Source organism: Candidatus Chlorohelix allophototropha (genome assembly GCF_030389965.1).
Taxonomy (GTDB): Bacteria; Chloroflexota; Chloroflexia; order Chloroheliales; family Chloroheliaceae; genus Chlorohelix; species Chlorohelix allophototropha.
On record NZ_CP128400.1, the window covers coordinates 1,812,055 to 1,833,974 of the forward strand.

The window sequence follows — 21,920 nt, forward strand, 5'->3', positions numbered from 1 at the left end:
TAATCATCTTAGATACTAAATATACGCGAAATAGTTTATTTGACCTTAATAATTTATATGTTTAACTATATAGGTCGATTGATATGGCTGAAGCCCCTAATCCTGAACCTTCTGTCTTAATTGTAGATGATGATTTGGGTGTTCGCAATGTTATCGCGCGGATGCTCACTATTAATCATTTTCGAATCACAGATGCGGATAATGCTGAAAAGGCGCTTGAACTTGTAAAAAGTAATCCTTTTGACCTTATAATTTGTGATATCCATATGCCGGGTATGAGTGGGCTTGAATTTCTGGAAGAACTTAAAAAAATAGACCCCGGAATTGCCAGCATAATTATAACCAGCAATGACAATGTAGACGTTGCGGTAAAAGCATTGAAAGCGGGCGCGTTAGGTTTTATACCCAAGCCCTTTTCTGGTCCCGAATTGATTGAAACAATTAAATCCGCCCTTTCAAGCGCACAGCTTATGCGTGAAACCATGAGCCTGAAAGTATTTTTCCCGCTGTTAGAAAACGCCAGTATTGCGCTATTAAACGCCCTAGAAGCAAAAGACCACGATAGTCAGGGGCATAGCCAAAGAGTAGCTAATTATTCCCGAATTGTGGCTGAAACTCCCTCATTAGAACTTACTAAAGAACAGATACGAAATATTTATCTGGGAGGTCTTTTCCACGATATTGGAAAAATAGGAGTGCCGGATAAAATCCTCAAAAAAGCTGGTAATTTAACTTCCGAAGAATATACCGAGATGAGCCATCATCCCGAAATCGGGGCAAGAATTTTAGGGCGGGTGGAAGGGCTAGAGGATTCATCGCTAATTATTTTGCAACACCATGAAAGATTAGATGGCAGCGGTTACCCTTACGGCTTGAAGGGTGACCAAATTACTCTGGGAGCGCGAATCGTCGGTATTGCGGATGCCTTTGACGATATGACCTCAAAAAGAGTTTATGCCGATGGTTTGCCCAAAGAAGACGCTATTGAAATTCTAATTAGCGGTAAAGGACGGCTTTTTGACCCCGTTTTAGTAGATATTTTCCTCGCCCTTATTTGATTCAAAAAGGAGCGGGTTTTATGCCGCTCCTCCTCACTTTAATGCTTGATATTTACATCCGGCAAAAGTCGCTTCAACGCTTTCGGAATCCACCAGTTCCAGTCGCCAATCAATTTCATTGTGGCAGGCACAAGTAACGCGCGTATGATAGTGGCATCAATAAATACCGCCAGCGCCATTCCTATCCCGATAGCTTTAATGATAATAATATCGGCAGTGGCAAAGGCGGCGGATACAACAATCATAATTAAAGCCGCGCTGGTTATGATACCGCCGGTACGCTCAAGCCCCAAAGCCACGCTTTTGGTATTATTCTTGGTCTCATCGTAAACCTCTTTGATACGAGTAAGCAAGAAAACCTCGTAATCCATCGAAAGACCCGAAAGAATACCGAACATCATAATCGGTAACATAGATTCTACATAGCCCGTTGGCTTGAAATCCAATAAGGTAGAGAGGTTTCCATCCTGTAACAACCAAACCAACGCCCCATAACTGGCGGACAAGCTAAGCGCGGTCATTACTACTGCTTTTAACGGTAATAACACAGACTTAAACATTATCAGCAAGGTTATGTAAGTGATAATCACTACCAGCAATATGGCAATCGGGAAATCGCTGTACATTTTATCCACGAAATCCATTAATGCCGGTTGCTCACCTGAAATCAGCACATTAAAGTTAGCGGGTTTATTACCTCGCAAGCTATTAATATATTGGCGGGCATCTGCGCTGGCATATTCAATCCCGGTATCGAGCTTGATAACCGCCTTTTGATTATCAATTAAGCTCTTTAATACTGGGGTTAATTGAGCTACCTGCGCCGGTAATTTAGAAGGGTCATTACCGTATATGCCAAGCAGTGTTACATACTGTTCCTGAGTCAAGGGTGTCGGGAGCGGCAGGTTAACCGCGCTGCGGATACCTTTAACTTGCTTATCCTTAATCAATTGATTTGTATAATTTACCAAGGCAGTGACATTCTCAGGGTCGGTCATTTTGCCATTCTTGGCTTCAACCAGCAAATAAACATCACTGCTTTTAGCTGAACCGGGGAAATTCTGACCGATAATTTCAAAAGCAACCCTAGCAGGGTTATCTTTTGGCAATATATCTGCCTGTGGTTCACCAAAACGCACTCTCCAGAAGGGCGAACCTACTAATACCAAAATCGCCAGCACCACCACAATAATCTTTATAGGGTGGCGCATTACAAATTCCGCCAGTTTGTGCCAGAAGCTATTACCTGTTCCCATTTCCTGTAGCTTATCTTTTGTTCTTTTCAGAAACGGGACTTTCAAGCTATCAATACGGTGTCCTAATATTGAAAGAATAGCCGGAAGCATTGAGAGGCTTGCCAGCACGCTCATAAGCACCACCAACACCCCGCCAATGCCCATCGAACGCAAAGCCATAAACTGGAACAAAAGTAGCGAGGACATACCTATCAGAACGGTCAACCCGCTAAAGAAAGTGGCACGTCCGGCTGAACCCACTGTAGCAGCAATGGCAGATTCTACATCGCCATCCCGCTTGTGCAATTCCTCTCGAAAACGATTTACAATAAATAGTGAATAGTCTATCCCTATACCGAGACCTAGCACAGTTGCAATATTCAGTACAAATATGGAAAGATCGACTGTCTGACCAAGAAAATAAATCATTGCAAGGGTGGTTGCCACGCTACACATTGCTACGATTATAGGCATTGCTGCTGCCACCAATGTCCGAAACACTATTACCAGAATTATTAAAGCCAAGGGCAAGGTTATTTTTTCGGCTTGTTCAAGGTCGGTTTGGCTTACTTCGTTCACCTGCTTATAAATAACCGGCAACCCGGTTAAGCGCATATCGAGGTTACCCGGTTTAAGCGTTTTCTCAAAGCTTGCCAAGTTTTGCTCGGTCGCATCCACATCGGTGACAAAACCAAACAGCGCATAGGTGTATTTTCCGTCCCCCGAAATAAAGCTTTTATCTCCGGTTGAGCCGTAGGTTAAAACCGCTTTTATATCCTTAAATTCTTTCGCGCCTGCTACCGCTGCGTCAACCTGCGCCATGTAGGTAGGGTCATCGGCACGAGTGCCAGAAGGAGGCGTAAAGAGCGCCATAATCGTAGCTCTGTAACCCCCGAACCGTTCGGTTATATCATTGATGGCTTTAATACTTTCGGCTTCCGGCAAGTTAAAACCGCCGCTCTTAAGCACACCATTAGCCTGTGGCGCAAAAACGCCCGCCATTACGATGATACACAGCCAGGCAGCTACTATCCACCACCTTGCTCGGTAAGAAAATACACCAAGCTTATAAAACATTAAACCCTCCATAATTTTGGCAACACGCACAAGGCTTAGCATAGTAACAACTAATCCGGGTAATGTGCCTATCTTGTTACAACAATAGCCTCATAGGAAAAAGGTTAAAATTAGTTAACCAACTTGCGATATTTTGTAACAAATTTCACAATGTTTGTCAAGAGTATTTTTATAAATTATCAAGTTCAGTCGCATTTTATGTTGTTTTTAAGGTGAAAACAACAATTAGCATGTCCTTTTTAGTGGCAAGCTCGGATAGCTCACGCATCCCGATGCACCCTTACGAATTAAAACTATCTCACCCCTTCCAAGAGAATTAATAACTAGGCACAATTTCTTTCTTGCAACAGCCCTACTTTTTAAAGTAGTTGCTATTTGTATTGTAGCGTAATATACTTTTTCTCTATATGTTTTGGTATTAAAACTTTTACAAGTCTTATTTTTAAATAATATGCGTACTATTGAACTGATTAATTTAAGTGTAAGCACTAACCCTCAACCCGTAACCCCAGCGGGGGTTAAGGCGCGAATCGAGAACAACCTCAACCCGGATGATTTTAGACCGCGCATCGCCTTTCTGACGCTTGGTTGCAAAGTTAATTCCAGCGAGACTGAAGGGCTAGCCGAGAACTTTCAAAGAGCCGGATTTGCGCTGGTTGAACCTGATGGCGTATATACACCCGATGTAGTAGTGATAAACACCTGCACCGTAACGCATATAGCAGATCGCAAGTCGCGCCAGATTCTACGGCGCACCAAACGTGAGAACCCCCAAGCGTTGGTTATCGCCACCGGTTGCTATGTTTATACCAACCCGGAACAAGTAAAAGCCTTAGCAGAAGTAGACCTAGTTTTAGATAAGGTTGAGCAGGAGCGTATGGTTGAACTGGTAGCAGAGCGTCTAAACTACGAACTGGAGTTTCGACCAGAACCCTCTCACCCGCTTTTTGAGGAAGATGAGATTGGCAACACCACCGATAAGGTAAAGGTCGAAAAAAAATACCACACCCGCGCGATGGTAAAAATACAGGATGGCTGCAACGCTGGTTGCGCCTTTTGTATCGTGCCAACTGCCAGAGGTGTACCGAGAAGCATCGCTATTCCAGAGGTCATCGAAAGTGTGCGCCGCAAACTGGAAGCCGGATACCGAGAAGTTGTGCTTACGGGCGTGCATCTTGGCAAATACCGAGCCTTTAATATGGAAAATGAAGAACGCCCGCTACGCCTTAAAGCGTTGCTTGAGACTATCCTCGAAAAGCTGGATATCCCACGCTTACGAATTACTTCGCTCGAACCACAGGACTACGACCCAACTTTGCTTGAGTTGTGGCAACGCGATACTCGACTGGCACGCCACTTTCATCTTGCCTTGCAATCGGGTAGCGCTGCGACACTTGCCAGAATGCGGCGGGGCTATACTTTGGAAAAATACCGCCAAATTGTTGAGCAAATTCACCGAGAATTGCCGGATGCTTCTATAACTACAGATATTATCGTGGGTTTTCCGGGTGAAACTGAGCAGGAATTTTCCGAGACATTGGCATTTGCGGCAGAAATGGGGTTTGCTAAAATCCACGTATTTCCCTATTCGCCGCGAAGTGGTACGCTTGCCGCCAGTATGCCCGATCAGGTAGCTGATGCGGATAAAAAGCAAAGAGGTGAACGCCTTAGACTTCTTTCTGACGAACTGAGTCAAAAATGGCGCAGCCGTTTTCTAGGTGAAATTCGAGAAGTGCTTTGGGAAGCAAAAGACCCAAATAGCTCGATGCGGAGCGGTTTGACCGGAAATTACCTGCGAGTATTCATTCAATCGGAAGAAAATTTGCGCAATCATTTAACCTCGGTAAGGCTGCTTAAACTCGCCGGAAATGGAGACGCTGACGGAATGTTCGGCGAAATTGTGAGGGAATGTAATGAGTACGAATGATGTTGAAGAATTAGATGAGGAAACTAGCAAAGAACGCGCCAGAACTTTTTTGTTGTTCCGTTTGCAATGGCTTCTAAACATAGTAGTAGCAGTTTTATCGGCTATTGCCATCGGGTTGGCTTACGCGGAACAGCGCACCGTAGCACAGATAATTTTCCTTTTTATAGTGCTTATTTTCATCGGTTCGGTTATCTTGACGGTTTATCGCTATCGCCGCAACAGTGAGCGACGGCAAATTATCCTAGATAAACTTGATGCAGAACGAAACACGCGCCTTCGAGAAGTGTTCGATGAAGCCCGGCGCGAAAAACGCCTACCTAACGACCGTGAATCAAAAGACGGTTTTGATAACTCGCTGCGAGAAATCACTGAGCTTGCCGAAGCCGAACGCCTCCGCAAAGCCAAACGCAATACTCCCAAAGAAGGCGGGAAAAGTGGCAGATAAGCTCACGCCACAAGAGAACAAGCTTTTGGATCCAGCAATCGGTATCCCACCTACCGTAGAGCCTTTACCCAAGTTGAATGATAATTTTTTCTGGCGCACAATCGAAAAGATTGGCGCATTCGCGCCTTGGGGTGCGGCTTTGAGCGCGACGATAGTATGGTCGCTTGGTTTGATTGTCAGTGAGGATTATGGCTGGGTAGGTCTGCTAAACCTAATCCCAATCACGTTACTATTAATTTTCATCCCCTATCTAATTCGCCGTAACCAGAAAGCAGAAATCGCTCGCCTTCAACAGCATCGCCTTGAACAACAAAAGTTACGCGCCGATGTTATGCGCATGGTGATCGAACAGAGTCAGCGTGAAAATAATAATACCGATAACAAGTAACGATAATTGCTTTGTAACTATTCACCCCCTAACCCCCTCAAGGGGGAAAAGAGAGAGGGTGAGTTCAAGGGGACACCCCTTGCGACCCCGCACAGGGGTTGCACCCCTGAGAACCCCGCTCGGATTCCGTTAGTTACCTAGGTCTATTTTCTATCTGCCTGAATAGTTACATTGCTTTTAGGGCTTTCGCTTTAGACAAGGGGTTTAAGCCCCTTGCCTGCCACAAATATCTTAAAAACCTACTTCCCGGCGGACATCGCCTTACCTACATAATCCATCAGTTTCGGGTCAATCCCGGTGAAGTTTTGCAGTTCGCTATCCGACTCATAGCGCTGCTTCAGCTTTTGCTCAATCGCAGGGTTGCCGCCGCTGAACATCATTACCAATTCCTTCCAGCGTTTCATATAGCCCTGAACTTCTGCGCTGTCTGGAGCAGTGCCGTTATCCATCGCGGCTTTCACCGCTGCAATAAGCGTGGGCCATTCCGTTTCAACCTCACGGATTTTTTCATCGCCTAATTGTTGCCCCCGTGCCTTGATTTCTTCCATCTCTTCGGTAGAAAAATTATGTTCCATCATACTCATCACCTCAATCGTTTGTAAAAATTCGTCAATCGAAACTTCCCTGATACTATCCAAACGGCTATCCAACGCTGCCAACCTTCTTTTCAGCGTTTGCAACATCTCAAGTTGCTCATCCACGCGCTTCAAATGCAATTGCACCACTCGGCGGGGCGAAAACTCCTTCGAGCTAAGGCAATTCTTGATGTCATCCAACGAAAAGCCCATTTGACGCATAGATTTTATTTGCTGCAAGCGCATCACATCTTCCGCGCTGTATAAGCGGTGTCCTGCTTCGGTGCGTTCGGATGGTATAAGCAAGCCTAATTCTTCGTAGAAATGAAGCGTTCTAACGGTTAGTCCGGTTCTTTTGGCAATTTCGCCAACTTTTATCGCCAGCGTTTGCATACAAGCGCTACCTTTCATGTGTGTTGCAACCCACGCGAGCATTATATAACCTCACGTAACGTTAGATGCAATAGGGATTTTCACCATTTCGCCATAATCAAACGATTTGCCAATCCCCCTCATTCTGGAATAAACTAGGCATACATTACAACCCAGAGACTTTCCAAGTAGGAGGGAAATAAATGAGTAGCATGTTGCCAGAGGGCGCGTTGCAGAATCAGGTGGCGATAATAACCGGAGGCGGCACAGGTATCGGTAAAGCCATCGCGCTTAATTTCGCTAAACTCGGCGCGAAAATTGTGGTGGCAAGCCGGAAACTGGAAAACCTTGAAGCAACCGTAGCCGCAATCGAAGCGCAAGGGGGCGAAGCGTTGGCATTGGCAACCGATGTGCGCGATATGGCACAGGTTCAAAACATGGTGGAGAGAACCAAAGAACGCTTCGGCAAGATAGATATACTCATAAATAATGCGGCAGGCAATTTTGTGGCGCGTTCCGAGGAATTATCGGTAAACGCTTGGAATGCGGTAGTGGGCATAGTGCTGAACGGCACATGGTTTTGCACCCAAACGGTAGCGAAAGAGATGATTGCACAGGGTAGCGGCGGTAAAATTGTGAACGTCATTGCAACCTATGTATGGACGGGCGCACCCGGCACCGTGCCAAGTGCCGCCGCCAAAGCGGGCGTACTGAGCATGACCCAATCGCTGGCGGTAGAATGGTCTAAATATAAAATCCGGGTAAACGCGATTGCGCCCGGGCCTGTCGCTACCGAAAATACCACCCGCCAACTGTTCGGGGGTGGGAATCTGTTCGAGCGTATCGCTTCAGAAAATCCGGTAGGGCGTTTCGGAGAGGTGGATGAGATTTCCAATGCCACCGCCTATCTGGTTTCGGATTATGCCGCTTATATCAATGGGGCGTGCCTAACTATTGATGGAGGGCAATGGCTTAACAAAGGTTACTTGCAATATTTCAACGACCTTCCGCCTAAACCATAATGAAGATAACCAATCAAGAGACTACGAGTGGGGTTGAGTCGACCCTCGCACCGCGCCTGTGGTCTCGCCGTTTGCAAGAAATAGCAGCAGTTATAGCGGGGCATTTCCTGCTGACCTGTCTTTTCACCTTCCCCCTAATCCTGAACTTTGGCAGCCAATTACCCGGCAAGCTCATCGAAGACCGCGACCAGAATCTTTGGAATCTGTGGTGGGTGCGCGACTCGCTGTTGCACTTTCGCAATCCCTTTCATACCGATTTTATATATTTCCCGGAAGATACCAGCCTTTACTTCCACACCCTTCACCCCATAAACGGGGTTCTAAGCCTGCCTGTGCAGCTAATTTTCGGGATGACCGCCGCTTACAATTTCGTGGTGTTCTATTCCTTTATCTTGGCAGGGCTAGGCGCATATTTGCTGCTAAATTATCTGTGCCGAAATAAGCCAGCCGCCTTTGCTGCCAGCCTCATATTTGCCTACTCGCCCTATCATCTCGGCACGCTCAAGGGGGTTATGCAACTGATTTCGCTGCAATGGCTGCCCTTCTACGTGCTATTCTTGCTTCTAACCGCCCGTGAGCGCGAAAATCGTTTGCGCAACGGCTTGTTGGCTGCAATATTTCTGCTGCTAACCGCTCTAACCGATTGGTATTACACCCTCTTTTTGCTCGGTTTTACGGCATTGTATGGCTGTTGGCTGGTGATAGCGGGGCTACTGAACAAGCAGGGGCGAAAAGCGTTTTTGCCGATACTCAATATCGGGCTATCGCTTGGCATCTTTGCCGCGCTGGTTTCGCCGATTCTCATTCCGATGTTGCGCGAATTGAGCGGAAGCAGTTACTATTTGCCCGACCCGAACGACACCCGCAAGTTCTCGGCAGATTTGACCCAGTTTTTCCTACCCTCCACTACTTCTAGCTTTTTCGGCTGGCTTTCCCAAAACTTCTCGGCGCAATATGTAACAGGCTGGTTGGCAGCACAGGTTTATCCGGGATATGTAGCGGTGATTTTGGCAATAGTAGGGCTGTATAGGCAAGGGCGCGCTCGGTTTTGGGGTTTTACCGCATTAATCTTTTGGATTCTAGCGTTTGGGCCTGCCTTGCGAGTTAACGGGGCACAACCGGGTTGGTGGATGCCCTATGCCCTGATTGAAAACTTGCCGGTGGTAAAAATTATGCGTAGCCCCGATCGTTTTATGGTCATTACCATGCTGTGTTTGGCGGTTTGCGCCGCTTACGGGCTGGCAAGTTTGAATTTGCGCTTTGCCGTAGGTAAGAAAAAAGAATGGGCGTTGGCAGGGCTGGCAGGTGCGCTGATAGTAGTCGAATTTTTACAAATCCCCTACCCGCTCGAAGGTTTTAAATACTCGCCTTTCTTTGATCAACTCGCCAAAGATAAAGAGGACTATTCGCTGGTGGAAGTCCCGGCGCAAGGCGGCTTTTTCACCGGAGCGGAACGCATGGCGGAACAGGCGATACACGGCAAGCGCATTTTTGACGGCTATATCTCGCGCGAATATGACCACCCCTTCCAGCAACGCGCTCCCGGTTTCCGCGAACTGACCACCTTGAAATTCAATCAGGATATTATGCTACCCGCCGCAGACGATTCGAGTGATGGCACACGCCACGCTTGGTATGATGCTTTCCACTTCTACAAGGTGCGCTACATCATCCTGCGTTTACCCCAGAACGATAAGCAAAATGCCACCGATATTGCCAAATATCGCACGGCAATTGCGCGTATTGCGCCCGGCGCGGCAGTATATCGGGATGACCAAATCGAGGCTTACGCGCTACCCCAATTAAGCGAAACGCGCCCCTTTGTCGAAATCGGTAACGGCTGGTACGAGCCTGAGCAAACCGCCGGAACAACTACCTACCACCGTTGGGCAACTGACACAGCAAATCTGTTCCTTTGCTGGGAGGGGGTAGCCACAAAAAATGTCACTTTATCCCTATCAATCGGGCTACTACAAGGCGAGAAATCGGCTAAAATAACGCTGGATGATAAAATCATCTGGAGTGATACGCTTAAAGGCGGGTTACAAGCTTTGAAAATCCCGCTGGCATTGTCACCGGGCAAACATCGCCTCGACTTCAAAGTGGAGGGGGAAGCTGCCAAACCTAGCGAACTGGGCATGGGTAACGATACCCGCCGCCTACTTTATCTGGTTAAAAATGTACAACTTGATTAGCCTAATAAGTGAGGGCAATTAGGATGAATAAAGAGCTATTTACCAAGCCGCATCGCCGCCTTAACCCACTGACCGGAGAATGGGTTATTGTGTCGCCCCACCGTTTGCAACGCCCTTGGCAAGGGCAAGTGGAGAAAACTGCGATTGAGCAGAAGCCAACCTTCGACCCGGCTTGTTACTTATGCCCCGGTAACGAACGCGCCGGAGGCAATCATACGCCTGCTTATGACTCGGTTTATGTTTTCGATAACGATTTTCCCGGCTTATTGCCCGATACCATCGAGTCTAAACTTGATGAGAAAGGCATTATTGTAGCTGCAACCGAACGCGGTATTGCCCGCGTACTGTGCTTCACCCCCCGTCACGACCTCACGCTTCCCCTGATGGAACAAGCTCAAATTGAAATAGTAGTAGAGGCATGGGCACAGCAATATCAAGAACTCGGCTCTATTGATTATGTAAAGTACGTTAGCATCTTTGAGAATCGGGGCGCAATGATGGGCGCAAGCAATCCGCACCCGCATGGGCAAATTTGGGCGCAGGAAAGTTTACCCAACGAACCGCGCCGGGAATTTGCTAACCAACTTGATTATTTCAAACGGCAGGGCAATTGTATGCTGTGCGATTATGTAGCGATTGAGTTGCGCGAACAAGAGCGGATTGTGTGCGAAAATGACACTTGGATGGCGGTAGTGCCTTTCTGGGCAACCTGGCCCTATGAAATTATGCTACTGAGCAAGCGCCACAATGCCTCATTGACCGATTTGCATACGGAAGAACGCGCCGGGCTTGCTGAGGTGCTGAAACGCTTCCTAACCCGCTATGACAACCTGTTTGAGACATCCTTCCCCTATTCGATGGGTTTCCACCAAGCGCCAACCGATGGCGAAAATTACCCGCATCAGCACCTACACGCCCATTTTTACCCGCCCTTGTTGCGCTCTGCCACCGTCCGCAAATTCATGGTAGGCTACGAAATGTTGGGAGGCCCGCAGCGCGACATCACAGCCGAACTTGCCGCCGAGCAGTTGCGTAATCTATCTGAGGAACATTACAGCCTGAAATGAACAACGCCCTGAACATTGCCATACTGAGTGACGTATTCCCGCCCAAGTGCGGCGGAAGCGGTTGGAGCAGCTTTTATCTGGCGCGTGCCTTGCAACAACGCGGTCACAATGTGCAGGTGGTTGTGCCGAAAGAGGGCAAAGCCTTCACCACTACCACTCGCGAATATGAGGGCTTGCCCGTCACCGAGTTTATCTATCCAACCGTTAAAATCCCATTCGCTCGCAACTACACCCGCAACGAACGGCTCTATCCCCGTTTCGCGGATTGGCTGGAAGGTTTTTTCAAGCAGTATAAAATTCAGGTGGCGCATGGGCAGCATTACCTAACCATCCCTCCCGCGATTATTGCCGCCCAAAAGAGCGGCGCGGTCAGTCTCGCCACCATCCGCGATTACTGGGCGGTATGCTACTGGACGACTCACCTGAGCGGAAATAAGGTTTGCCCTGGATGCAGCCCGGTCAACCGCTTGAAGTGCCTCTACCGAAATCAGGGCGCGTTTGGAATAGCTGCCGCGCCTGTTTCGCTCTATATGGCTGCCAATTTGCGCCTCAAGCAAAAATGGCTGGCACAGGCAGATGCGGTGCTAGGAGTTAGCCATTATGTCGCTAGTAAGCTCGCGCCCTTTGTACCGCCCGAACGCTTGCGCGTGTTACCAACCTTCGTTGACCTCGATCAATTGCAGGAAATTGCCGGGCAGAAATCTAGCCTGAAAGTTAGCGAACCTTATTTGCTGTATATGGGCAAGCTGGAGGAAAACAAGGGTGCGGGGATGCTGCTGGACGTATTGCGTATCGCCCGTCCTGCTATTCCCACGCTGGTAGCAGGCGAGGGCAGTATGCGATCCAGCCTTGAGGAAACCGCCACGCGCGAAGGCTTGAATATAAAGTTTTTGGGTTGGGTGGAACACGATGAAGCATTAAAGCTACTGGCAAAAGCCGAAGCGTTGCTCTTTACCTCGCTGTGGCACGAACCGCTTAGTCGGGTGCTGCTGGAAGCCATCGGGCTAGGCGCATTGGTAGTTGGCATCAATACCGGCGGTACGCCCGACGCAATCGAAGATGGGGTAAGCGGTGCGTTGGCTACCACACCTGCCGAAATGGGCGAAAAGCTTAAGGAATTGCTCAAGCCGGAGAACGCCGAAAAGCGCACACAGATGCGTGCCGCCGCTCTACAAGTCGCCCGTGAAAGATTCAGCCAGCCTGTAGTAATTGCCCGTACTGAGCAGCTTTATTACGATTTACTGGCGCAGAAAAGGACAGAACGTTGATTATTGCGCATCTGGCGCGGGTGTGCTACCCCTTTCACCCCTTTGGTGGGCTTGAACAACACGTTTACAGACTGACCCAAGAACTGGCGCGGCTCGGTCATACGGTGCATCTTTTTACCCAACCGCCCGACCCTTTTTATTTTCAGCAAGAAGCGGTGCGCTGGCGAGGCGAAGTAATACACCACTATTTGCCTTACCAAACCATAAAACTTTTGCGCCGTAACTCTATTCCCGACAGGCTGGTTAACTACCCGCTTTTCAGCCTGCGCCTTGCCCGTGAGGTGCGCCATTTTACGCCCGCCCCTGACGTAATCCACGCGCATGGATTGGCAGCTTTCGGTGTGGCAATGCAACCTTTACCGGGCGTGCCGTTGGTGCTAAACCCACATGGCATGGAAGAATTTAAAAACGTTTCGCGGCTCAAGCAAGGCGCGTATGCCCCTTTTCGCGCCATGTTGCGGACTGCCGCACAGCGCAGCGCCGCCATCATCGCCACCGATAGGGCGTTAATACCCGAAGTTTCGCGCTATCTAAAGGCCCCGGACAGCAAAACGCGCCTCATCCCAAACGCGGTTGACCTTGAAGAAATTGACGCAAAACTAGCCAGCGCAAAGCCAGTCACCCAACCCGCCGATACAAGGCTTATCCTCAGCGTGGGTAGGCTCGAACAAAACAAGGGCTTCGACATAGGGTTACAGGCTTTGAGCCAAATTAGCACAGCGCAAGCATGGCGCTGGGTGCTGGTTGGAGAGGGCAGCCAACGTGAGGCGTTAGAGTCGCAAGCTGCTCGACTCGGCTTGAAAGAGCGGGTTTATTTTGCGGGAAAGATTACGGACGAAGAATTGTACGGCTACTACCGCCGCGCCGATATTTTCTTACACCCTACCTTGTACGAAGGTAGCTCACTAGTCACATTAGAGGCGTTGGCATGTGGCATCCCGGTAGTAGCAAGCGCAACGGGCGGTATCCCCGACAAAGTTTTTGAAACAGGCGAATTTGAAAACGGCAGATTAGCGTCACCGGGCGATGCAACAGCGTTGGCTACCCACCTTGCAACACTCCTCGAAATGGAAACCGGAAAAAGGCATGAGCTTGGACAAAACGGGCGCAGGCTGGTACAACAGCGTTTTAGCTGGGAAGCAGCCGGCAAAGCTACAGTAAATCTCTACAAAGAATTTTTCCTAATTAAATGATAATTGTTTGTGATTTGTCCAAGCTTTGTATATAATTTGTGGATAAGGTTAAAATCCTTTTACCATATACATACAATATACTATTTTAACAAAAAGTTGGTTAAACATGCTTGAACAAAATAATATCAGCAGTTATAACATAGATAATGATGGCTATCTTTTGCTGGCGCATGTTTCAGAAATTGCGCCCGGCTCTATCAAAAGAGTAATACTAGAAGAAAAGGATTGGGAGGTAGCGATTGTCAACACCAACGGCAAGATTTACGCTTTTCGTGATGTTTGCCCACACCGCGCGCTCCCCCTTAGTGTCGGCAGAGTAGAAGGCTGTAGAGTCGTTTGCATTGCACATACATGGAAATTTGACCTTGAAGATGGCGGTAAAGCAGCCTGCCCGCCTATCCGCAAGTCGCTTGAAACCTATCCGGTGCGGGTAGAGCAAGGCAACATTTGGGTCAAGGTGCGAATTTGGTAATTAAGTGCCAAGCCCGCGCTCGGCGATTACGGTGAAAAGCGCAATCCACAGTAGAAATTGAACAATCAAGGTTGCGCCAAAGAAAATCAAGCCAAGGATTCGTTCGCGTTTGTGTATCACTGCACCGAAAATAGAATTGAGCAATACTGCGCTGAGACCGACAAAGGGAAGCCACATTACGTCACCTTTTGAAGAAATGCGGTCAACTTCGCCTAGCTTATTGAAGTGCAAGCGCACTAAATCGGGCAAGTTCGGCAATCGCCAAAGCAGATAAACAAACATTAGCAAATTCAGGGCAACCCCTACCGCAATCAAACTACGCCCAAGCCAATCATGCCAGAGCGGGTGATTCAAAGTCAGCCCGCCCTGTATTTCCTCCTTGACGTTTTCGGTAGCCCCTAGATTCTTGCGTAGCTTGTACTCAATTAGAAATTGTTGCGGGTCTTGCGGACTGAGCGCGTAAACCGAAGAAGCGGTACGTATTATCAAGGTATTCTCAAGCGTTACGGTAGAATAAAACTGGATTTCACCCAACGGCTCAAGCAAACCTCGATTTACGTAATAGCCCTTCCAATAAGAAAATAGCCTCATTCGGGGCTTGAGACGGGGCAAGAGCAAACCCTTAACGGTAAACGGTGGCGTCTTTCTAGGCGAGGGCGTTTCAACTTTTTGCGCCGTTTGTGCTTCGGTTGATTTCTCATCCGCCACATGCACCACCACGGCTTCGGCTATCTCGTCTTCTGGCGTTGTTTTCGCCTCCGCGACAACCTCAGCAACAGGTTCAGCCGAAGCAAAAACGCTCTCCACCTCTTCGGGGTTAGGTATAACCTGTGAGGGAGTTACTTTCTGACGCGCGATTTCGCTTAAAACTATATTGGCGGGAAGCAAATGTTGGATATTGGCAAGAGGGATAACCTGCCTGCGATCGCCCAAGGCAATGACGATTGCATTACGGTCGAGGCTATAACGAAGGCGGTAGAAGTTGAAGGTACGAAAGGCAAGCCCGACTAAAACCGCCAGCAAAAGGAAGCATAGCAAACCCATGCCGAACGTGCCGAAATTTGCTCCTGCACTGTCAGGAGCTTGAGTTGCTACGATAGTTTGCCAGAGCATTCCACCGAGCAACCCCACCGTGAGGAGTGTCAGGATAATTCCAATGACACCACCCCACGAAGAAACAGGTTTCCAGTTTTTCATTTTAGAATAGTCGGTGCAAATTCGGTCCTAGACCTGAGCTATCGCATCGGAAGTCTGGTAAACCGGAGTACACCAAGATAGATATACAGGATTTTTGCCGCGTACTACATCGTCATAAAGCTTTTGCAGCCTTTGTGCGAACGGGCCAATAGCACCGTCACCTACAGGGCGGCGATCAACCGAAATCACCGGGGCAACCTGCGCCCCCGTGCCACACAGTAAAATCTCATCGGCAATGTACAACTCGGTGCGGTCAATCACCCGGTCTACGGTTTCAATACCCAACCCTTCGCGGGCTAACGTAATAATGGTGTTGCGGGTAATACCCACCAGAATGTTCTCGCTCACGGGCGGAGTTACCAGCTTGCCGCCTACGTACATGAAAAAGTTTTCGGCGCTACCTTCCGATACATGCCCATCGGAGGTAAGCATAATTGCCTCATCAAAGCCGTTAAGCAGGGCTTCAGTTTTGGCAAAGGCGCTATTGACATATGCTCCCGCGATTTTGCTACGCGCCGGAATCATATTATCATCAATGCGCTTCCAGCTACTAACCCCTACCTTCAAACCATCAGTGCTGACATATGCGCCGAAAGGCTGGCAGGTAATGCAAAATTCATACTTTAGGTCGTGCAGCCTTACCCCGATTACTTCGGATGCGATATAAGCGGTTGGGCGGATATAAATATTTTCCTTGAACCCGGCGCGTCGCACCAGTTCGGTAGTAATTTCGCACAGTTCATCTACCGTACCGGGTAACTTAAACCCAAGGATGCGCACACTATTTGCGAGGCGTTCGTAGTGTTCACGCAGCCGGAAGAGATATAGCTCTTGCTTTTCTTCATTCCAGTAGCCTCGAATACCCTCGAAACAAGCCGTTCCATAGTTGAAGGCATGGGTCATTATGCTGATTTTTGCTTCGGCAAGGGGAACGTATTTGCCCTCAAAATAGCACATTACGTTTGACATCTTGAAAATCCATCTCCTCAAAATCTAGGCTGATAGAACACTAAAGGGCATTATATCACAAATGTATCGAGCATTTGCCCTTACTTCGAGTCTTCCTCCTCGCTAACGCTTGTCTGGCTCGTAGCTTGAGAAGCTTCGGCTGATTCCGCTTCTGAATTATTGCCGTCAGCGTCTTCTTCAAAGGAATCTTCAGCCTGTGGCGCTTCATCATCTACGGTATCTGTTACCAATTGGCGTGGCGCAACTCGCACCGAAAGGGCTTCATCATCGCGAGTTGGGTGGGCGCGATGTCTCCAGATAAACCAAACCGAACCGATAAAGATAGAGACAATTGACAACATTTGCGCGCTACGGATACCGCCACTCACCGGGTCGCCGATGATATAAAGCGAATCGGTGCGCATCGCTTCCACTATAAACCGCCCGATGCTATAAAACACCAGATAAGCTAGGAAAATATCGCCATCACGCAAGCGAATTTTCAGAGCGCGTTGTACCCGCTTCGGATACATAACCATAAACAGCAAGGTGATAAACACCGCGTAATCCCAGATGGATTCGTAGAAAAAAGTGGGGTGAAACAGTGAATCGGCAGGAATCGCCTGACATGTGGTATTGACTGTGCCGGGAGTAACGCCGGAAGTGCGGTATTCGCAGGGGATTTTTAAGCCCCATGGTAAATCCGTTTGGCTACCGTAAGCTTCATTATTGAAAAAGTTGCCCCAACGACCCATTGCCTGTGCCACAATCAATCCGGGTACGATAAAATCAGCCCAGCGCATGAATTTAATGCCTGTAAATTGCCGATAAATCAACGCGGCAATGATACCGCCGATTACTGCGCCCTGTATCGCAATACCGCCACGCCACACCTCGAAGAAACCGGGATGCTGTGGGTCACCAAAGGAATAAAGGTAATCTTTGTATTTTTCCCAAGTGTTGATTACATACCATAACCGAGCGAACAGGATGCCGAATACCAGTAAAAACGGCAACATTCCCCAAGCATGATTCGGGTCTTCACCGCGCCGTTCCGCCAGATATTGCGCAATAAAGAGTGCGAAAACTACCCCTACTGTAATTACAATACCGTACCAGCGAAAGGTTAGGCTACCTAACTGGAGCGCAATCGGGTTATTTCCGCCTTCCAACCGCAACAGAAAGAAGATAGTGAATACTGCCGAATAAACCAGCAGGATACCCGGTAAAGTCAATAGAAATTTAAATATGTCAAATTCTTTTTTGGTTCGGTTCAACGCCATTTTTGGGTTCTCCATTTATTGTGGGTAAATTTTCACTGAGGCATTATACCATCAGCGACCGAAACCGATTTTTATTTTCTTCCGTAAACAACCTTGCGGCGGCGTAGGCGGCTTAACAAATATTCCAGCAAAAGCACCACCAGCGCCAACAATAGGTTGATAACAGCGGCAAAGGCAAAAACCCATGTCAAATTGCCAAGGAAACTTATTACCTTTTGTTGATATTCTAATGAAATAGGCGGCAGAAAGCCCAGAAAGCCCAGTGTCGCCAATATAGCGGCAGGTAGCACAAATCCCAGCAACCAAGGACGACGGTCAGCCGAGCTTGGCAACATACCGTTGCTAATGGTGAAGACAAGATACAACCAGAGTAGGTTTATCGGCTGCGAAACTGTTTTCAGCAAGTCGGCAGGGAGATTTTGAAAGATATGCAGTATTTGCGTCCCATCCGAGAACCCGTAGCGAAACTGTAGCAAATTCGCGATAAAAGCTAACGCCACTATTCCGGTTAGCAACGGCGCAATACCGATCAAGCTTTGGCGCAGGGGGTCGGTCTTATATATTTCAACGTAGCCTAGAATTACTTTGTTGTTTTGCGCTCGATTTTTGGATGGGCTGAACAAAGCCATATCTCCGGTGGGTACAAACAGCACTTTCGCCACTAGCCAATGGCTTAGCTCGTGCAGAATCACGCCGGGAGCGAGCAACCAGAAATAGAAACTTGAGGCGGGTCCGGGCTTGCCGAATATCAGTAGCCCTAGCCCCTGTATGTGACGAGAGAGCCACGACTGAAGTAACCAGTAAGCGGCAAACATCAAATATAGCCAGCAAAGGGCGTTAACCCAGATTTCCCAACTCATGAAAATTTAGACCTGACCTTACTCCACCAACGGCGCAGGGGTGAGGCTTCTAGCCCTTTAAGACGTGTTTCCATCTCGTGCGCCCACTGCTCAATTGTACTAATATGGGCGTTTTTAGCCTCCAGTTGACTTTCCAATTCTGCCAACTTTTTCTCCAAATCCAGCCTACTGTCCGCGCTATTTCCAGAGTCGGGCGCTTTACGGGGGTTTGCCGCCCATTCCAGCAACGGCGCAGTAGTGACTTGGTAATGGTAATGCTCATACACAAAGTGTTGCCCCTGTTCGCCTGCCACTTTAAGCGCAAGGGGGGTTTTTGCCAGTTCACCTAGCAAATCTCCCAACCGCTCACTAGCGCCATGCGGAAAGGTGAAAACTGCCCCGGCGTTTTCTAATTCGGTTACAAGTTCCGCGCCCCGTGTGGCTATTGCTGGCAGACCATATTTTAGCCAATCAACCAGACGGGTGCGACTGCCTAGCACCGCTTCATAGCTCCACTTATCCAGTATTATACCTAGATTTGCCTCAAGGTAAAAATTGTGCAGCGTTTCAAACGGCTGCCACCCTAGCAAGTGATAACGCTGGCAATATGCGGAAGTTTCAACCAGTTGGCAAAAACGGGGATAGGTAGCTACATCGTGCGGCGGTAGCGTTCCTCCGGTTGAAACAAAATGCAAATCTGGATATTGTGACATGGCGTGGTCAAGCCCGGCAAAAAGCGTATCAATATCCGTCCACGTATTGTAACCACCGCTCCACAGCGCCACAAAAGCATTTTCAGGCACAATTTTCCCGCGTAGCATATTCCGGTCATGGGGTAAAACGGTGAAATCGGTGCTGGCTGGTAGCGACCATACGAAGCGATATCCGTAGGTTGCCGCAGTAAGCCTGCCGCAATGTCCTAACTCGCCCTCAATAGCGTGCTGTTGCGCAACAGAAACTGCGCTGAAAGCATCGGCGCGTTCGAGTACCGCCCGCTCAAAACGCAGGAAAGGCTCGATTACGCTATCATCGCAATACACCGCGGCTTTTGCCTGCGCCTCCGCCATCGGGCTACCGAAAAGGTCAGCCCAGAGCGGTAATGAGGACGGCAAGTATAAGGAGGCAAGATACGATGCCCGAACACCCGAACCGACTACCGCTTGCGGCATGCTATCGGCAAGCATTTTCTCCAAATAATTTTCGGTGGTTATCATAGCTTCCGGTAGAGCGTGAAGCGTGAGATTATCGGCTATAAGGCGAGGTGCTTGAATAGAGTTAGAGCCAAGCGACACCAACCTAACCTTATGTCCCGCTTCAGCCAATGCCCGTCCAAAATACCATGCCCTGAAACCGGGCGCGCTATGCTTTTCGGATAGTTCGACAGGCAACGGCCCTTGCCCTATTAGAAGTATTTCCATAAGGGCATTATAGTTTCAACCTCACCGGATGGTCAATTTGTGCAAATGCACAAAGGCTTTTTTAGTTTGGGCGATTTGCAAAAACTCCCATTTCTTACTATAATTCCATCGATTTTATTTGCGTATGTTTGATTTTGTTGTAATATATAAAAGCAATAATTGGAGAAATAAATATGCCTGTGATACCCCAAAATGCAATGCTGCAGAAAGAGGTGCGTAAATTGAATCAGACAAGGGTGGTGATCGCCGATGATGAATCGATCATCCGTATGGATCTGAAAGAAATGCTCAGTGTTTTAGGTTATCAGGTGGTTGGGGAAGCAGGTGACGGCAAGCAAGCAGTCAGCCTTGCGCGAGAATTTAAACCAGACCTGGTAATAATGGATATTAAAATGCCAGAAATGGACGGTATAACCGCCGCTAAAATATTGACCGAAGAACGAATTGCTCCGGTGCTATTGCTTACCGCCTACAGCCAACAAGAACTGGTAGCAGGGGCGCGGGAAGCTGGAGTTATTGGATATATTGTAAAGCCCTTCCGACAGGATGAACTTCAACCTGCTATTGAAGTTGCACTCAGCCGTTTCCGCGAGTTCTGCGACTTGGAAAAGGAAATAGGCGACCTGCGCGAGACTCTCGAAGCTCGCAAGGTCATAGAGCGTGCTAAAGGCGTTCTGATGGATCAATATGGACTTAAAGAGGCAGACGCATTCCGGCGCATCCAGAAATTAAGTATGGACACGCGCAAATCAATGAAGGAAATTGCAGAAGCTATATTGCTGGCACGAGAACTAGACAAAAACTAGTGAATCAATAAAATATTAGCAATCGAAAGGGGAGTTAATTAACTCCCTTTTTCTTTTTGCCGTTATGTAAAAACCAGCTAGACGAAGTTTCGTGCCGCCATTAGATTAGACGGAAGCGGTCGGAATATGCCTAGCCTAAATCTTGACCGGATTTAACCGCTTGATCTTTCGCTTTTGCTGCGTGTTTTTGTTCTTCTTCCTCTTCTCGCAAAAGGTCAATTTCTCGCTTTAATTGAGCTTGGCGACGCTGGATAGTGTAGAGGTATCCGGCAATAAACAGCCAGATAACCGCATAAGCCGCTACCACGTAAACCAGCCCACTACTGACCTGTTCTTGAGAAGGGGGCGGTGTGACAGCCTGTGTCAGAATTGACGCTAAATTTGCCATTATTCGTTTTCCATTCCTTCAAGCGTCATGCGGCGCGCCTGCAACTCTTCATGCATATGCCCTAAGCGAATGCGCGCTTGCAGCATCCAGGCAAATAGCAACCCAACTGCCACAAAGCATACGCCCAATGTAATGAACATAAAGCCTTCGAGACCAACCGGAGTTCCGCTATCGCCGCCAAAGATAACCGGATGTTCCCCTTTCGGAAACCAGCGTGTAGAGAAATATACCAACGGCACATTTACAAAACCGATGATTCCAAACGCGGCAGTTAAGGCTGCCTTGCGCGTTGGGTCTTCTACCGCCGACCGCAACATTACCCCAGAGATGTAAACTACCATCATGATACTGACGGTGGTAAGGCGCGGATCCCACGTCCAGAAAGTACCCCAAGCATAACGCGCCCAAATTGCTCCGGTAATTATCCCAATGACTGCCCAGAAGATACCTAATTCCAGCCCGGCTACCATCACAATATCCCATTTGCGGTTTCTAGTTCGCCAGTAAGCAATACCACCGATGAAATAAACCATGAACGATAGAAAGCACATGATATTGGCGGGAAGGTGGTAATAAAAGATGCGCTGTGAGTATTTAAGGTTTACATCATCGCCTGCCATAAGCACGAAGATTAGCGAAATGGGCCAGCTAAAAACCGTTGCCCAAAACAGCACATTGGACAAACCTAAACCTTTAGTTGGTTTTGTATATTTTATTGCGGTTGCCATATCTAATACTTTCCAGAGG

The 21,920-nt window shown here is 48.3% G+C and carries 20 protein-coding genes; 11 read left to right on the forward strand and 9 right to left on the reverse strand.

Translation table 11 applies throughout. The features are described 5' to 3' along the window. Positions 1–83 precede the first annotated feature (83 nt). Entirely contained in the window at positions 84–1,058 is a 975-nt protein-coding gene (locus OZ401_RS20365; protein ID WP_341470359.1) for an HD-GYP domain-containing protein, read from the forward strand. Positions 1,059–1,096: 38 nt separating this feature from the next. Here the strand turns inward: OZ401_RS20365 and OZ401_RS20370 are convergent, their stop codons facing one another. Further along, positions 1,097–3,370, reverse strand: a complete 2,274-nt coding sequence (locus OZ401_RS20370; RefSeq protein WP_341470360.1) for an MMPL family transporter — start codon at positions 3,368–3,370, stop codon at positions 1,097–1,099. Between the two features lie 451 nt (positions 3,371–3,821). On the opposite strand from OZ401_RS20370, the gene mtaB reads away from it, so the two are divergent. From mtaB to OZ401_RS20385, 3 genes are read left to right on the forward strand one after another with little or no spacing between them, the layout of a single operon-like run. After that, a complete protein-coding gene (mtaB, locus tag OZ401_RS20375; protein WP_341470361.1) occupies positions 3,822–5,297 on the forward strand; it encodes a tRNA (N(6)-L-threonylcarbamoyladenosine(37)-C(2))-methylthiotransferase MtaB in 1,476 nt (491 codons plus the stop codon). Next, a complete protein-coding gene (locus tag OZ401_RS20380) occupies positions 5,284–5,742 on the forward strand; it encodes a hypothetical protein (protein WP_341470362.1) in 459 nt (152 codons plus the stop codon). The genes mtaB and OZ401_RS20380 overlap by 14 nt, the downstream gene beginning before the upstream one ends. Next, entirely contained in the window at positions 5,732–6,130 is a 399-nt protein-coding gene (locus OZ401_RS20385; RefSeq protein ID WP_341470363.1) for a hypothetical protein, read from the forward strand. Before OZ401_RS20380 ends, OZ401_RS20385 begins: the two co-directional genes overlap by 11 nt. A 239-nt stretch (positions 6,131–6,369) precedes the next feature. On the opposite strand, the gene OZ401_RS20390 is transcribed toward OZ401_RS20385, so the two are convergent. Beyond that, positions 6,370–7,140, reverse strand: a complete 771-nt coding sequence (locus OZ401_RS20390) for a MerR family transcriptional regulator (RefSeq protein ID WP_341470364.1) — start codon at positions 7,138–7,140, stop codon at positions 6,370–6,372. Between the two features lie 140 nt (positions 7,141–7,280). Between OZ401_RS20390 and OZ401_RS20395 the strand changes: the two genes are divergently transcribed. The 6 genes from OZ401_RS20395 to OZ401_RS20420 all read left to right on the forward strand — a co-directional run bounded on the left by OZ401_RS20395 (position 7,281) and on the right by OZ401_RS20420 (position 14,294). Beyond that, a complete protein-coding gene (locus OZ401_RS20395; protein WP_341470365.1) occupies positions 7,281–8,099 on the forward strand; it encodes an SDR family oxidoreductase in 819 nt (272 codons plus the stop codon). Beyond that, positions 8,099–10,294 (forward strand): glycosyltransferase family protein, encoded by a 2,196-nt coding sequence (locus OZ401_RS20400; protein WP_341470366.1) that lies wholly within the window; start codon positions 8,099–8,101, stop codon positions 10,292–10,294. The genes OZ401_RS20395 and OZ401_RS20400 overlap by 1 nt, the downstream gene beginning before the upstream one ends. Positions 10,295–10,317: 23 nt before the next feature. After that, positions 10,318–11,361: a UDP-glucose--hexose-1-phosphate uridylyltransferase gene (locus OZ401_RS20405; RefSeq protein WP_341470367.1), complete on the forward strand. Its 1,044-nt coding sequence runs from the start codon at positions 10,318–10,320 to the stop codon at positions 11,359–11,361. Further along, on the forward strand, positions 11,358–12,629 hold the full coding sequence (locus tag OZ401_RS20410; protein ID WP_341470368.1) for a glycosyltransferase family 4 protein: 1,272 nt from the start codon (positions 11,358–11,360) through the stop codon (positions 12,627–12,629). Before OZ401_RS20405 ends, OZ401_RS20410 begins: the two co-directional genes overlap by 4 nt. Further along, on the forward strand, positions 12,626–13,822 hold the full coding sequence (locus OZ401_RS20415) for a glycosyltransferase family 4 protein (protein ID WP_341470369.1): 1,197 nt from the start codon (positions 12,626–12,628) through the stop codon (positions 13,820–13,822). Before OZ401_RS20410 ends, OZ401_RS20415 begins: the two co-directional genes overlap by 4 nt. A 106-nt stretch (positions 13,823–13,928) precedes the next feature. Continuing rightward, on the forward strand, positions 13,929–14,294 hold the full coding sequence (locus OZ401_RS20420; RefSeq protein WP_341470370.1) for a Rieske (2Fe-2S) protein: 366 nt from the start codon (positions 13,929–13,931) through the stop codon (positions 14,292–14,294). On the opposite strand, the gene OZ401_RS20425 is transcribed toward OZ401_RS20420, so the two are convergent. The 5 genes from OZ401_RS20425 to OZ401_RS20445 form a co-directional block, all read right to left on the reverse strand. Then, the gene (locus tag OZ401_RS20425) at positions 14,295–15,491 is read right to left on the reverse strand and encodes a PH domain-containing protein (RefSeq protein WP_341470371.1); all 1,197 of its coding nucleotides are present in this window, start codon (positions 15,489–15,491) and stop codon (positions 14,295–14,297) included. Positions 15,492–15,518: 27 nt separating this feature from the next. Then, the gene (locus OZ401_RS20430) at positions 15,519–16,460 is read right to left on the reverse strand and encodes a branched-chain amino acid transaminase (RefSeq protein WP_341470372.1); all 942 of its coding nucleotides are present in this window, start codon (positions 16,458–16,460) and stop codon (positions 15,519–15,521) included. Between the two features lie 80 nt (positions 16,461–16,540). Further along, positions 16,541–17,722 carry a prolipoprotein diacylglyceryl transferase gene (gene lgt / locus OZ401_RS20435; protein ID WP_341470373.1) on the reverse strand — a complete coding sequence of 394 codons (1,182 nt, stop codon included), beginning with the start codon at positions 17,720–17,722 and terminating at the stop codon, positions 16,541–16,543. A 71-nt stretch (positions 17,723–17,793) separates the two neighbouring features. Beyond that, positions 17,794–18,582 carry a hypothetical protein gene (locus OZ401_RS20440; protein ID WP_341470374.1) on the reverse strand — a complete coding sequence of 263 codons (789 nt, stop codon included), beginning with the start codon at positions 18,580–18,582 and terminating at the stop codon, positions 17,794–17,796. After that, positions 18,579–19,979 carry a glycosyltransferase family protein gene (locus OZ401_RS20445; RefSeq protein WP_341470375.1) on the reverse strand — a complete coding sequence of 467 codons (1,401 nt, stop codon included), beginning with the start codon at positions 19,977–19,979 and terminating at the stop codon, positions 18,579–18,581. The genes OZ401_RS20440 and OZ401_RS20445 overlap by 4 nt, the downstream gene beginning before the upstream one ends. Before the next feature lie 221 nt (positions 19,980–20,200). Here OZ401_RS20445 and OZ401_RS20450 point away from each other — a divergent pair, with 221 nt between their 5' ends. After that, a complete protein-coding gene (locus OZ401_RS20450; RefSeq protein ID WP_341470376.1) occupies positions 20,201–20,785 on the forward strand; it encodes an ANTAR domain-containing response regulator in 585 nt (194 codons plus the stop codon). A gap of 130 nt (positions 20,786–20,915) precedes the next feature. On the opposite strand, the gene OZ401_RS20455 is transcribed toward OZ401_RS20450, so the two are convergent. Together OZ401_RS20455 and OZ401_RS20460 are read right to left on the reverse strand one after the other, a co-directional pair. Next, entirely contained in the window at positions 20,916–21,173 is a 258-nt protein-coding gene (locus OZ401_RS20455; RefSeq protein ID WP_341470377.1) for a CcmD family protein, read from the reverse strand. Next, positions 21,173–21,901 (reverse strand): cytochrome c biogenesis protein, encoded by a 729-nt coding sequence (locus OZ401_RS20460; protein ID WP_341470378.1) that lies wholly within the window; start codon positions 21,899–21,901, stop codon positions 21,173–21,175. Before OZ401_RS20460 ends, OZ401_RS20455 begins: the two co-directional genes overlap by 1 nt. Between the last annotated feature and the right edge of the window lie 19 nt (positions 21,902–21,920).

Bases quoted from the DNA above. Each gene is read 5' to 3' on its own strand.
- OZ401_RS20395 (WP_341470365.1), top strand. From the start codon at position 7,281: ATGAGTAGCATGTTGCCAGAGGGCGCGTTGCAGAATCAGGTGGCGATA.
- OZ401_RS20425 (WP_341470371.1), bottom strand. From the start codon at position 15,491: ATGAAAAACTGGAAACCTGTTTCTTCGTGGGGTGGTGTCATTGGAATT.
- OZ401_RS20455 (WP_341470377.1), bottom strand. From the start codon at position 21,173: ATGGCAAATTTAGCGTCAATTCTGACACAGGCTGTCACACCGCCCCCT.
- OZ401_RS20365 (WP_341470359.1), top strand. From the start codon at position 84: ATGGCTGAAGCCCCTAATCCTGAACCTTCTGTCTTAATTGTAGATGAT.
- OZ401_RS20460 (WP_341470378.1), bottom strand. From the start codon at position 21,901: ATGGCAACCGCAATAAAATATACAAAACCAACTAAAGGTTTAGGTTTG.
- OZ401_RS20445 (WP_341470375.1), bottom strand. From the start codon at position 19,979: ATGGAAATACTTCTAATAGGGCAAGGGCCGTTGCCTGTCGAACTATCC.
- OZ401_RS20420 (WP_341470370.1), top strand. From the start codon at position 13,929: ATGCTTGAACAAAATAATATCAGCAGTTATAACATAGATAATGATGGC.
- OZ401_RS20440 (WP_341470374.1), bottom strand. From the start codon at position 18,582: ATGAGTTGGGAAATCTGGGTTAACGCCCTTTGCTGGCTATATTTGATG.
- OZ401_RS20380 (WP_341470362.1), top strand. From the start codon at position 5,284: ATGAGTACGAATGATGTTGAAGAATTAGATGAGGAAACTAGCAAAGAA.
- OZ401_RS20370 (WP_341470360.1), bottom strand. From the start codon at position 3,370: ATGTTTTATAAGCTTGGTGTATTTTCTTACCGAGCAAGGTGGTGGATA.
- OZ401_RS20400 (WP_341470366.1), top strand. From the start codon at position 8,099: ATGAAGATAACCAATCAAGAGACTACGAGTGGGGTTGAGTCGACCCTC.
- OZ401_RS20405 (WP_341470367.1), top strand. From the start codon at position 10,318: ATGAATAAAGAGCTATTTACCAAGCCGCATCGCCGCCTTAACCCACTG.
- OZ401_RS20430 (WP_341470372.1), bottom strand. From the start codon at position 16,460: ATGTCAAACGTAATGTGCTATTTTGAGGGCAAATACGTTCCCCTTGCC.
- OZ401_RS20390 (WP_341470364.1), bottom strand. From the start codon at position 7,140: ATGCTCGCGTGGGTTGCAACACACATGAAAGGTAGCGCTTGTATGCAA.
- mtaB (WP_341470361.1), top strand. From the start codon at position 3,822: ATGCGTACTATTGAACTGATTAATTTAAGTGTAAGCACTAACCCTCAA.
- lgt (WP_341470373.1), bottom strand. From the start codon at position 17,722: ATGGCGTTGAACCGAACCAAAAAAGAATTTGACATATTTAAATTTCTA.
- OZ401_RS20410 (WP_341470368.1), top strand. From the start codon at position 11,358: ATGAACAACGCCCTGAACATTGCCATACTGAGTGACGTATTCCCGCCC.